This is a genomic window from Streptomyces albireticuli, from assembly GCF_021228125.1.
GTDB lineage: Bacteria > Actinomycetota > Actinomycetes > Streptomycetales > Streptomycetaceae > Streptomyces > Streptomyces albireticuli.
This window is the reverse complement of sequence record NZ_JAJQQS010000011.1, coordinates 170,493-182,369: the sequence shown is the minus strand read 5'-3', so window position 1 is coordinate 182,369 and position 11,877 is coordinate 170,493. Positions and strand designations below refer to the sequence as shown.

Below are 11,877 nucleotides of genomic sequence, written 5' to 3'. Positions count from 1 at the left end.
CGTACCGCGGGGGTGACCGGCCCCGCGGTGGGGCGGGATACTCCCGCGCGGCGGCGTGCGACCGCCGTGGCGGCCGGCCGTCGGGACCCGGCGGCGTGTGACGGGGTGTGACGGGAGACGTCGGCGGAGAGCGATCGAAGAGGCAGGCGCCCACGGTGATCGACAGCCGACCGGATACGCTGACTTTCGGTAGAGACAGCGACACATCGACAATCCCCGTGTTCGCAGGCAGACAGGAGTACCCCTCGTGACCGTCGTCGGGCCTTTCGGGCTGAGCGTGCGGGACCAGGCTCTTGAAGCCGATGTCCAGGCCGGGCTGGCCGCTGTCGAGGAGGGCCTCCTCGAGGCCACCAAGAGCGACGTGCCCTTCATCACCGAGGCCGCGCAGCACCTCGTACGGGCCGGCGGCAAGCGGTTCCGGCCGCTGCTGGTGATGCTCGCCGCCCAGTTCGGCGACCCCTACGCCCCGGGCGTCGTGCCCTCGGCCGTCGTGGTCGAGCTCACCCACCTGGCCACGCTCTACCACGACGACGTCATGGACGAGGCCGAGGTGCGGCGCGGCGTGGACAGCGCCAACGCCCGCTGGGGCAACTCCGTGGCCGTCCTCACCGGGGACTTCCTCTTCTCCCGGGCCTCGCACATCCTGGCCGACCTCGGCCCGGAGGCCGTCCGCATCCAGGCCGAGGCGTTCGAGCGGCTGGTGACGGGCCAGATCCTGGAGACGGCCGGCCCGCGCGACGGCCGCGACCCCATCGAGCACTACCTCGACGTCATCGCCGGCAAGACCGGCTCGCTGATCGCCGTCGCCGGGCGGTACGGCGCGATGATGTCCGGCGCCGACGAGCGCACGATCGACATCCTCACCCACTACGGCGAGCGCCTCGGCACCGCCTTCCAGCTGGCCGACGACGTCCTCGACATCGCCAGCGACTCCCACGAGTCGGGCAAGACCCCCGGCACCGACCTGCGCGAGGGCATCCCCACCCTGCCCGTACTGCACCTGCGCGCCCAGGCCGCCGCCACCGGCGCGGCCGACGACCTCGAGCTGTGCGAGCTGCTCGACGGCGACCTCACCGACGACACCCTGCACGCCGAGGTGCTGCGCCGGCTGCGCGCCCACCCCGCCCTGGAGCAGGCGCGGCGCGACACCGTCCGCTACGCCCAGGAGGCGCGGGCCATCCTGGCCCCGCTGCCCGACTGCTACGCCAAGGCCGCGCTGGAGAACCTCTGCGACGCGGTCGTGCACCGCGCGGGCTGACCCGCCCCCGGCCGCCCGCACGGCCGTGCCGCCCGTGCTCTCCCGCGTCTCCCGGTGACTACCGGGGCCCCCGGGAGTGCCGGGTCCCCCGTCCGGGTGGCGCCCCCTTAGGGGGAGTCATACCCGAGAGGTACGCGGACTTGATCCCGTCGGCTGATGACCCGGCGGGGTGGGGTTTGGTGGAATCGAGAGTGTCATGGGCCGGGGAAAAACCTCCGGTTCCCCGTTCCACCACCGAGCGGCCGGGCCACAATGAGCCTGGGGGGTGGGCGAGTGCAGGACGCGTGACCGCCGCCGATGACGGAGGTAGAGCAGATGGCACGGAATGAAGCGCACCAGGGCAACACGGGGTCCGGGGACCCCGCATCGGGCATAGCGGGTGCGCGGGGGCGCCGTAAGGCCGTCCGCTACGCCGTGCCCGTCGCGGTCGCCGGGATCGCGGCGGCCACCATCGGGATCGGCTCCGCGCTGGCCAGCGGCGGAGACCCCGACCTGCCGAAGATCAGCGCCGAGGAACTGATCGCCAAGGTGGCGAAGTCGGACGTCCAGCAGATGTCCGGTTCGGTGAAGTTCAGCACCGACCTGGGTCTGCCGTCGCTGCCGTCGGGCATCTCGCTCGGCGAGGGCGGCAAGGGCGGCAAGGGCCAGGGTGCGGAGGTCTCCCCGCAGGCCAAGCTCGCCGAGCTCGCCTCCGGTACGCACACGCTGCGCGTCGCCGTCGACGGCCCCGACAAGCAGCGGCTGTCGATCGTCGAGCGCGCCGCCGAGTACAGCCTGATCCGCAACGGCGACCAGGTCTGGGCGTACGACAGCGGCAGCAACACCGTCCACCACTCGACCGCGCCGAGCGGCAAGGGCGCGAAGGACGGCAAGGGCGGCAGGGACGGCAAGGGCGGGGCGGCCGGCGAAACGCTCGGCGCTTCCCCGCAGGAGCTCGCCAAGAAGGCCCTCGACGCCGTGGGCGACTCGACCTCCGTGGCGGTCGACGGCACGGCCAAGGTGGCCGGCCGGGACGCCTATCAGCTGACGGTGAAGCCGAAGGCGGCCGAGTCGACCGTCGGCGCCGTGCGGATCGCGGTGGACGCCAAGACGGGCACGCCGCTGAAGTTCACCCTCGCGGCCAAGAGCGGCGGCAAGCCCGTCGTCGACGCGGCCTTCACCAAGGTGGACTTCGGCAAGCCGAGCGCGAGCACCTTCGACTTCACCCCGCCGAAGGGCGCCAAGGTCACCGAGGACAAGGACCTGGAGGGCCGCGCGGAGCACCGGGCCGAGGGCATGCCCGGCCTCCCGGGCCTCTCGGGCGGCTCCGGGGCCCCCGGCCTCGACGTCCTTGGCAAGGACTGGGCGTCCATCGCCCACTTCACCGTGCCCAAGGACCTCGGCGAGGACGCCGGCAAGGCCGCGGAGAAGGCCGGCGGCGCGGGCAAGAGCGCCCCGGCCGGTGGCCTGTTCGAGAAGTTCGGCAGCAAGGTCTCGGGCTCCTTCGGCTCGGGCCAGATCTTCTCCACCCGCCTCGTCAACGCCCTGATCACGGACAACGGCGATGTCTACGTGGGCGCGGTCACCAAGGACGCGCTGATCGCCGCGGCGAAGTAGGCGGGCTCCCGCCCGCCCCGCCGCCCGGTGGCCCGGTGCCGCCGGGCGGCGGAAGGCGCCGTACGGCCGGAAACGGAAGGGGACCCCGGTGGAGGAGCCGCCCGCTCGGAGCGAGGGACCGGCGAGCGCGCCGGTGGAGGAGCCCGCCGCGGCCCCGGCCCCCGCCGCCCATGTGCCGCGGGACGGCGCCGCGCTGGAGACCCGGGGGCTCACCAAGCGCTACCGGGGCGGTCAGCTCGCCGTCGACCGGCTGGACCTGAGGGTGCCGCGCGGCAGCGTCTTCGGCTTCCTCGGCCCCAACGGCTCGGGGAAGACCACCACCATCCGGATGGCCATGGGCCTGATCGAGCCGACCTCGGGCACCGTCGAGGTGCTCGGCGCGCCCATGCCGCGCTCGGCCCGCCGGGTGCTGCCCAGGGTGGGCGCCCTCATCGAGGGGCCCGCGCTCTACGGCTTCCTCTCCGGCCGCGACAACCTGACGCGCTTCGACGCCGCCGATCCCACCGCCGACCCCCGCACCCGCGCGGCCCGGGTCGGCGCGGCCCTGGACCGGGTGGGCCTCGTCGCCGCGGCCGGCAAGAAGGCCCGCGCGTACTCCCTCGGCATGAAGCAGCGGCTCGGCCTGGCCGCCGCCCTGCTCCAGCCGCGCGAGCTGCTCGTCCTGGACGAGCCGACCAACGGCCTCGACCCGCAGGGCATGCGGGAGATCCGCACCCTGGTGCGCGAGCTCGCGGCCGACGGCACCACCGTCTTCCTCTCCTCGCACCTCCTCGACGAGATCGAGCAGGTGTGCACCCATGCCGCCGTCATGGCCCAGGGGCGGCTGCTCACCCAGGGCACGGTGGCGGAGCTGGCGGGGCTCGCCGCCTCCGCCCGCGGCCGGCTGGCCGTCACCACCCCCGACACCGCGGACGCCGTCCGGGTCCTCAAGGAGCAAGGAGTGACCGACCTCGTGGCCGCCTTCGACCGCGTCACCGGCGAACTGCCCGACCGGGACGCCCCCGACCTCGCCGACCTCAACGCCGCACTGGTGGGCGCCGGGGTCCGGGTCCGGGCCTTCGGGCGGGAGCGGGCCTCACTGGAGGACGCCTTCGTCGCCCTGACGGGGGAGGGCTTCGATGTGGCGGGCTGAGCGGAGTCCCGGCCGGACGGAGCGGCGGGCCGAGGAGCGGGCCGAGGGGCGGTACGGGCGGCTGGACGGAGCCGTCCCCGCGGGCGCGCGGGCCGTAAGCCCGTTCCGGCAGCTGTCCCTCTTCCGCAGTGAGATCGGCACCGTCTTCCGGCGCTGGCGGACGCTCGTCCTGCTCGGCGTGCTCGCGGCCGTGCCCGTCCTCGTCGGCGTCGCGGTGAAGGTCGAGACCGGCGACGGAGGCACGGTCGGCGGAGGGGGCGGGGGCCCGGCCTTCCTCAGCCAGGTCACCAACAACGGCCTCTTCCTGGTCTTCACCTCGCTCGCCGCGACCCTGCCCTTCTTCCTGCCGATGGCCGTCGGCGTGGTCGCGGGCGACTCCCTGGCCGGTGAGGCGGCCTCCGGCACCCTGCGCTACCTCCTGGTCGCGCCCGCCGGGCGCACGCGGCTGCTGCTCGCCAAGCTCACCTCGACGCTGGTCTTCTGCCTCGCCGCCACCATGGTCGTCGCGCTGTCGGCGCTCGCCACCGGGGCGCTGCTCTTTCCGCTCGGCGACGTCACCCTGCTCAGCGGGACGACGGTGTCCTTCGGCGAGGGGCTGCTGCGGGCGCTGGCCGTCGCGGGCGCGGTGGCGCTGTCGCTGGTGGGCATCGCGGCCCTGGGGCTGTTCGTCTCCACGCTCACCAACAGCGGGATCGCGGCCATGGCCACCACGGTGGGTCTGCTGATCACAGCCCAGATCGTCGACCAGTTCCCGCAGCTGGCGGCCGTGCAGCCGTATCTCTTCCCGCATCACTGGCTGAGCTTCGCGGATGTGCTGCGCCAGCCGGTCTACTGGGACCAGCTGCTCGACAACTTCCGGCTTCAGGCGCTGTACGCGGCGGTGTTCGGGTCGGCGGCGTGGGCGCGGTTCACGACGAAGGACGTCACGGCTTAGACCCCTCTTTCCGCGACCCCTCTTTCCGCGCTGACGCGCGGTGTCCTCAATCGCCGGCCGGGCTGAGATCAGCCCGGCCGGCGATCGAGGTCGTTCGGGAAGGGGCGGGTAGGGGAAAAGGTCCCGTGCCGCGCCTTAGAACGTGAGCTTCCAGCTGTCGATGTAGCCCGAATCCTGCGCACCGATGTCCTGGACCCGCAGCTTCCACGTCCCGTTCGCCGTCTCCGACGACGCGTCGACCGTGAACGTCTCGACGACGTTGTCCGCCGAGTCGCTGCCGCTGGACGACTTCACCCGGTACGCGCGCCCGCTCGGGCCGACGAGGTCGACGACCAGGTCGCCGCGCCAGGTGTGCTTGATGTCGACCCCGACCTTGAGCGCCGAGGGCGCGTTGCCGGTGCGGCCGGTGACGGAGATCGACGACTCGACGGCCGCGCCCGCGTCCGGGATCGCGACGTCGGCCGCGTTCTCGAAGGACGTGCCGCCGGGGTCGGTCGAGCCGCCGCTCAGCGTCCAGACGGCGTGCGCGATGGCGTCGCTGTTGAGGTCGAGCGCCTTGTCGTTGATGTTCGACGTGCTGTCGCAGGAGGAGTGGTAGCAGCGGTCGAACGCCTGGCCGGCGGTGCCGCCCCACTTCTGGGCCTGCGCCGCGGACTTACGGGTCTCGGCGCCGCTGAACAGCCCGCCGACGCGGATGCCCGCGCTCTTGAACGGGGCGTGGTCGGAGCGGCCGTCGCCCTCGGTCTCGATCTCGGTGGAGATGTTCTTGCCGGCGAACCAGGTCTTGAAGACGCCCTCGATCGTCGGGTCGTCGTCGTAGACGAAGTAGCCCGCGTTGGGCGAGGCGAGCATGTCGAAGTTCAGATACCCGTCGATCTTCGCGCGCTCGGTGGCGGGCAGGTTGTTGACGTAGTACCGCGACCCGACCATGCCGAGTTCCTCGGCGCCCCACCAGGCGAAGCGCAGGTGCTTGCCGGGCTTGTAGCCCTCGCGGGCCACGGTGAGGGCGGTCTCCAGGACGGCGGCCGAGCCGGAGCCGTTGTCGTTGATGCCCGGCCCGGCGGAGACCGAGTCGAGGTGGGCGCCGGCGAAGAGCACATGGTTCGCGTCGCCGCCCGGCCAGTCGGCGACGAGGTTGTAGCCGGTGCTGCCGCCGGAGGTGAACTGCTGGACGCTGGTGGTGAACCCGGCGGCGTCCAGCTTGCCCTTCACATAGTCGATGGACGCCTTGTAACCGCTGCGGCCGTGCGCGCGGTTGCCGCCGTTCGCGGAGGCTATCGACTGCAGCTGGGACAGGTGCGCCTTGACGTTGGCGAGGGAGATGTCGGGCGCGGCGGCGGCCTTGGCGGGGGCCTTGGCGGCGGTGGGTTCCGCCAGGGCCGTGCCGGAGGCCGCTCCGAGCAGGGTCGCGGTGAGAGCCGCGCCGGTGGCCAGGAGGGCCACGGCACGAGATCTTCGGGGCAGGGTTGGTCCGGTGAGCTCAAGCATGGGGGGCTCCCAACTCCATTTGACGTGGCCATGATGTTGGGGGCGCCCCGAAGGTGCGTCAAGGGCGGATTTCGGACACGAGACACCGCTTTCCGGATATCGGGCGGTCCCGCACCCGCTCTGAGCTGTGACTTCTGCTTTTCCTGGGGCAGTTGTGACTTCTGGGTTAAAAGTTGCGCCTAACCCGAGGTCGTTGACGTCCCGCCGCCCCTACTTGGCCACGGCGTCCGCTTCGGGCTCCTCGGCGGGCGCCGCCGGAGAGGCCGCTCCGCCGGCCGTACCGCCGCCCGCCGCGCCTTCCGCCCTGTCCCCCGTGCCCTCCGTCTTGTCGCCCGCACCCTCCGCCTTGTCCCGGGCGTCCCGCAGCGCCGCCCGGGCGGTCCGCGCCGTCCGCGCCGCGTCCCAGGTGAGCATCGCCAGCGCCAGCCAGACCAGCGCGAAGCCGGCCCACCGCTCGGCGGGCATCGCCTCGTGGAAGACGACGAGGCCCAGCACGAACTGGAAGACGGGGGTGAGGTACTGCACCATCCCGATCACCGACAGCGGCAGCCGCACCGCCGCCACGCCGAAGCAGATCAGCGGCAGCGCGGTGATCACGCCGGTGCCCATCAGGAGCAGGGCGTGCCCCGGGCCCGTGGCGGTGAAGGTGCTCTTCCCCTGCGCGCCGAGGAAGAGCAGGAAGCCCAGCGCGGGCAGGAACTGCACGGCCGTCTCGGCGGCCATCGACTCCAGCCCGCCCAGCGCGACCTTCTTCTTGACCAGGCTGTACGCGCTGAAGGTCAGCGCCAGTGTCAGCGCGACCCACGGCAGCTTGCCGTAGCCGACGGCCAGCACGACCACGGCGGCGCCGCCGACGCCCACCGCGGCCCACTGCGTCGGGCGCAGCCGCTCGCGCAGCACGAGCACCCCGACGGCGATGCTGACGAGCGGGTTGAAGAAGTACCCCATCGACGCCTCGATGACGTGTCCGGAGTTCACCGCCCAGATGTAGGCGGCCCAGTTCGTGGAGATGAGCACCGCGCCGAGCGCGACCATCCCCAGCCGCTTCGGCTGCCGCAGCAGCCCGGGTATCCAGCTCCAGCGGCGGGTCACGGCCAGCACCATCAGGACGGCGGCGAGCGACCACACCATGCGGTGGGCCAGGATCTCCACCGCTCCGGTCGGCTCCAGCAGCGGCCAGTAGAGGGGGAACAGGCCCCAGATCGTATAGGCGGCGACCGCGCAGAGCAGACCTGTGCGGGTCTCGTTGCGAGGGGTGGGCGGCGGCAGCACGGGTTCCTCCCGGAGGGCGGGCGACGTCGACCTTGCGAAGGTAGCGCCGCTCCCCGGGCGGTGTCATGTCCGTATCGAATGACGGTCATGACACCGCGCGGTCACCGGCGGGGAAGGTGCGCCGGAGGCGGGTGGGCGGAGGGGGCCGGGCGCACGCGAACGGCCGGGCACCCGTTCCCGGGTGACCGGCCGTGCTGCGGTCCGCGGACTCCGTACGGGGTCGGCTAGCCGACGACCGTCCAGGTGTCGTTGCCGCCGAGGAGGGCGGCGAGGTCGCCCTTGCCCTTCTGTTCGACGGCGGTTTCGAGCTGGTCGGCCATGAGGGTGTCGTAGACGGGGCGTTCGGTGCTGCGGAAGACGCCGATGGGGGTGTGGTGGAGGGTGTCGGGGTCGGCGAGGCGGGAGAGGGCGAAGGCGGTGGTCGGGGACGCGGTGTGGGCGTCGTGGACCAGGATGTCGGCTTCGTTCTCGGGGGTGACCTCGACGACGCGGAGGTCTCCGGTGGCGCGGTCGCGGATGACGCCCTTGGTGTTGTCCGTGCCGAAGCGGATGGGGTGTCCGTGTTCGAGGCGGATGACGGCTTCCTGGGCTTGTTCCTTGTCCTTGAGGGCTTCGAAGGCGCCGTCGTTGAAGATGTTGCAGTTCTGGTAGATCTCGACGAGGGCGGTGCCGGGGTGTTCGGCGGCCTGGCGCAGGACGTCGGTGAGGTGTTTGCGGTCGGAGTCGACGGTGCGGGCGACGAAGGACGCTTCGGCGCCGATGGCCAGGGAGACGGGGTTGAAGGGTGCGTCGAGGGAGCCCATGGGGGTGGACTTGGTGATTTTCCCGACTTCGGAGGTGGGGGAGTACTGGCCTTTGGTGAGGCCGTAGATGCGGTTGTTGAAGAGGAGGATTTTGAGGTTGACGTTGCGGCGGAGGGCGTGGATGAGGTGGTTGCCGCCGATGGAGAGGGCGTCGCCGTCGCCGGTGACGACCCAGACGGAGAGGTCTTGGCGGCTGGTGGCGAGGCCGGTGGCGATGGCGGGTGCGCGTCCGTGGATGGAGTGCATCCCGTAGGTGTTCATGTAGTAGGGGAAGCGGGAGGAGCAGCCGATGCCGGAGACGAAGACGATGTTCTCTTTGGCGAGGCCGAGTTCGGGCATGAAGCCCTGGACGGCGGCGAGGATGGCGTAGTCACCGCAGCCGGGGCACCAGCGCACCTCCTGGTCCGACTTGAAGTCCTTCATGGACTGCTTGGCCTCGGCCTTGGGCACCAGCTTCAGCGCCTCAGTCATTGATGGCCTCCTTGAGAGCCGTGGCGAGCTGCTCGGCCTTGAACGGCATGCCGTTGACCTGGTTGTACGAGTGGGCGTCGACCAGGTACTTCGCGCGGAGGAGCGTGGCCAGCTGGCCGAGGTTCATCTCCGGGACGATCACCTTGTCGTACCGCTTCAGCACCTCTCCCAGGTTCTTCGGGAAGGGGTTCAGATGGCGCAGGTGGGCCTGGGCGATGGGCACGCCCTCGGTGCGCAGGCGGCGGACGGCGGCGGTGATCGGGCCGTAGGTCGAACCCCAGCCGAGGACCAGGGTCTTCGCGCCGTGCGGGTCGTCCACGTCCAGGTCGGGGACGGCGATGCCGTCGATCTTGGCCTGGCGGGTGCGGACCATGAACTCGTGGTTGGCCGGGTCGTAGCTGATGTTGCCCGTGCCGTCCTGCTTCTCGATGCCGCCGATGCGGTGTTCGAGGCCCGGTGTGCCGGGCACGGCCCACGGCCTGGCGAGGGTCTCGGGGTCGCGCTTGTACGGCCAGAACACCTCGGTGCCGTCGGCCAGCTCGTGGTTCGGGCCGGTCGCGAACTGCACGCGCAGGTCGGGCAGCTCGTGGACCTCCGGCACCCGCCAGGGCTCCGAGCCGTTGGCCAGATAGCCGTCGGACAGCAGGAAGACCGGCGTCCGGTAGGTCAGGGCGATACGGGCCGCGTCCACGGCCGCGTCGAAGCAGTCGGCGGCCGTGCGCGGCGCGACGACGGGCACGGGGGCCTCGCCGTTGCGTCCGTACATGGCCTGGAGCAGGTCGGCCTGCTCGGTCTTGGTCGGCAGGCCGGTGGAGGGGCCGCCGCGCTGGATGTCGACGATCAGCAGGGGCAGCTCCAGCGACACCGCCAGGCCGATCGTCTCGCTCTTGAGCGCCACACCCGGGCCGGAGGTGGTCGTCACCGCGAGTGCGCCGCCGAAGGCCGCGCCGAGGGCGGCGCCGATGCCGGCGATCTCGTCCTCGGCCTGGAAGGTGCGGACGCCGAAGTTCTTGTGCTTCGACAGCTCGTGCAGGATGTCCGAGGCCGGGGTGATCGGGTACGAGCCCAGGTAGAGGGGCAGGTCCGCCTGACGGGCGGCGGCGATCAGGCCGTAGGACAGGGCGAGGTTGCCGGAGATGTTGCGGTACGTGCCCATGGGGAACGCGGCGGAGGCCGGCGCGACCTCGTAGGAGACGGCGAAGTCCTCGGTGGTCTCGCCGAAGTTCCAGCCGGCGCGGAAGGCGGTGACGTTGGCCTCCGCGATCTCGGGCTTCTTGGCGAACTTCTTCCGCAGGAAGGACTCGGTGTTCTGCGTGGGCCGGTGGTACATCCACGACAGCAGGCCGAGGGCGAACATGTTCTTGCTGCGCTCGGCCTCCTTGCGGGACAGGCCGAAGTCCTTGAGCGCCTCGATCGTCAGCGTCGTCAGCGGGACCGGGTGGACGCGGTAGGCGTCCAGGGAGCCGTCCTCCAGCGGGGAGGTGGCGTAGCCGACCTTGGCCATGGGGCGCTTGGTGAACTCGTCGGTGTTGACGATGATCTCGGCGCCGCGGGGGACGTCGGCGATGTTGGCCTTGAGGGCGGCGGGGTTCATGGCGACGAGGACGTCGGGGGCGTCGCCGGGGGTGAGGATGTCGTGGTCGGCGAAGTGGAGCTGGAAGGACGAGACGCCGGGCAGGGTGCCGGCGGGGGCGCGGATCTCGGCGGGGAAGTTCGGCAGGGTCGACAGGTCGTTGCCGAACGACGCGGTCTCCGAGGTGAAACGGTCGCCCGTGAGCTGCATGCCGTCACCCGAGTCCCCCGCGAACCGGATGATCACCCGCTCGAGCTTCCGCACCTCCTTGGCGCCGGACCCCTCCGCGGGGTCGAGCCGGGGTGCGAGGAGCGACGGATCCCGCTCCGCCGCGGGCGGGACGACCCCACCCGGCTGCTCGGCTGGTTCGGCCTGTTCGGCCGGGCTACTGACCTGGCTGGTCACTGCTTCGGACCTCCCTCATGGCGGCGGCGCGCACACGGTGGTGCCGACCGGCTTACCCATGGCCATCGTACGTGGGTAAGGGTCGCCTACCTGGGAGGGATCAGAAGATCGAATCGATAAAGCAGCGGCTTTATATCCGGAAAATATGGGATTTTACGGTCGTTCATGCCTTCGGTGGGAAGACGTCCCCCACTAGTCCTTTGGTTCTAGGCCCTTCCCGGCCGCGCGCCCCCGCGGACCCCTCCGACCTGGACACCTTCCACGGCCGGGCGAACCGGCCGTGGATCATGACCGGAGGTGCGTCAGCACGGCCAGCACCCGGCGGTGATCCCCGTCACTAGGGGAAAGCCCAAGCTTCAGGAAGATGTTGCTGACGTGCTTCTCGACGGCGCCGTCGCTGACCACCAGCTGGCGCGCGATGGCGGAATTCGTCCTTCCTTCGGCCATCAGACCGAGGACCTCCCGCTCCCGGGGCGTCAGCCCGGCCAGTACGTCCTGCTTGCGGCTGCGGCCCAGCAGCTGCGCCACCACCTCGGGGTCCAGGGCCGTGCCGCCGCGCGCCACGCGCACCACGGCGTCCACGAACTCACGGACCTCGGCCACCCGGTCCTTCAGCAGATAGCCGACGCCCCGGCTGCTGCCGGCCAGCAGCTCCGTGGCGTACTGCTCCTCGACGTACTGCGAGAGCACCAGCACCCCGAGCTCCGGGTGCTCCCGGCGCAGCCGGACGGCCGCCCGGACGCCCTCGTCGGTATGGGTCGGGGGCATCCGCACGTCCGCGACGACCACGTCCGGCAGGGCGTCCTCGGCCGCGAGCTCGGCGATGGCCTTGAGCAGCGCCTGGGCGTCGCCGACGCCGGCCACGACGTCATGGCCGCGGTCCGTCAGGAGCCGGGTCAGGCCCTCCCGGAGCAGCACCGAGTCCTCGGCGATGACGACCCGCAC

General features: G+C 71.7%; 9 protein-coding genes. 4 read left to right on the top strand and 5 right to left on the bottom strand.

What is annotated here, in order from left to right:
- Positions 1-247 precede the first annotated feature (247 nt).
- The 4 genes from LUZ64_RS21140 (at position 248) to LUZ64_RS21125 (ending at position 4,920) form a co-directional block, all read left to right on the top strand.
- The gene (locus LUZ64_RS21140; protein ID WP_095581650.1) at positions 248-1,258 is read left to right on the top strand and encodes a polyprenyl synthetase family protein; all 1,011 of its coding nucleotides are present in this window, start codon (positions 248-250) and stop codon (positions 1,256-1,258) included.
- 315 nt (positions 1,259-1,573) lie between these two features.
- The gene (locus tag LUZ64_RS21135; RefSeq protein ID WP_095581651.1) at positions 1,574-2,854 is read left to right on the top strand and encodes a LolA family protein; all 1,281 of its coding nucleotides are present in this window, start codon (positions 1,574-1,576) and stop codon (positions 2,852-2,854) included.
- Between the two features lie 133 nt (positions 2,855-2,987).
- Positions 2,988-3,986, top strand: a complete 999-nt coding sequence (locus LUZ64_RS21130) for an ABC transporter ATP-binding protein (protein ID WP_095581655.1) — start codon at positions 2,988-2,990, stop codon at positions 3,984-3,986.
- Positions 3,973-4,920 (top strand): ABC transporter permease, encoded by a 948-nt coding sequence (locus LUZ64_RS21125; protein WP_095581652.1) that lies wholly within the window; start codon positions 3,973-3,975, stop codon positions 4,918-4,920. Before LUZ64_RS21130 ends, LUZ64_RS21125 begins: the two co-directional genes overlap by 14 nt.
- A gap of 135 nt (positions 4,921-5,055) precedes the next feature.
- Here the strand turns inward: LUZ64_RS21125 and LUZ64_RS21120 are convergent, their stop codons facing one another.
- The 5 genes from LUZ64_RS21120 to LUZ64_RS21100 all read right to left on the bottom strand — a co-directional run bounded on the left by LUZ64_RS21120 (position 5,056) and on the right by LUZ64_RS21100 (position 11,877).
- Positions 5,056-6,408 (bottom strand): M28 family metallopeptidase, encoded by a 1,353-nt coding sequence (locus tag LUZ64_RS21120; RefSeq protein ID WP_095581653.1) that lies wholly within the window; start codon positions 6,406-6,408, stop codon positions 5,056-5,058.
- Positions 6,409-6,618: 210 nt separating this feature from the next.
- Positions 6,619-7,677: an EamA family transporter RarD gene (gene rarD, locus LUZ64_RS21115; protein WP_095581656.1), complete on the bottom strand. Its 1,059-nt coding sequence runs from the start codon at positions 7,675-7,677 to the stop codon at positions 6,619-6,621.
- Positions 7,678-7,904: 227 nt separating this feature from the next.
- The gene (locus tag LUZ64_RS21110) at positions 7,905-8,954 is read right to left on the bottom strand and encodes a 2-oxoacid:ferredoxin oxidoreductase subunit beta (protein WP_232390535.1); all 1,050 of its coding nucleotides are present in this window, start codon (positions 8,952-8,954) and stop codon (positions 7,905-7,907) included.
- Positions 8,947-10,932 (bottom strand): 2-oxoacid:acceptor oxidoreductase subunit alpha, encoded by a 1,986-nt coding sequence (locus LUZ64_RS21105; RefSeq protein ID WP_095579073.1) that lies wholly within the window; start codon positions 10,930-10,932, stop codon positions 8,947-8,949. The genes LUZ64_RS21110 and LUZ64_RS21105 overlap by 8 nt, the downstream gene beginning before the upstream one ends.
- Before the next feature lie 285 nt (positions 10,933-11,217).
- On the bottom strand, positions 11,218-11,877 hold the full coding sequence (locus tag LUZ64_RS21100; protein ID WP_276528251.1) for a response regulator transcription factor: 660 nt from the start codon (positions 11,875-11,877) through the stop codon (positions 11,218-11,220).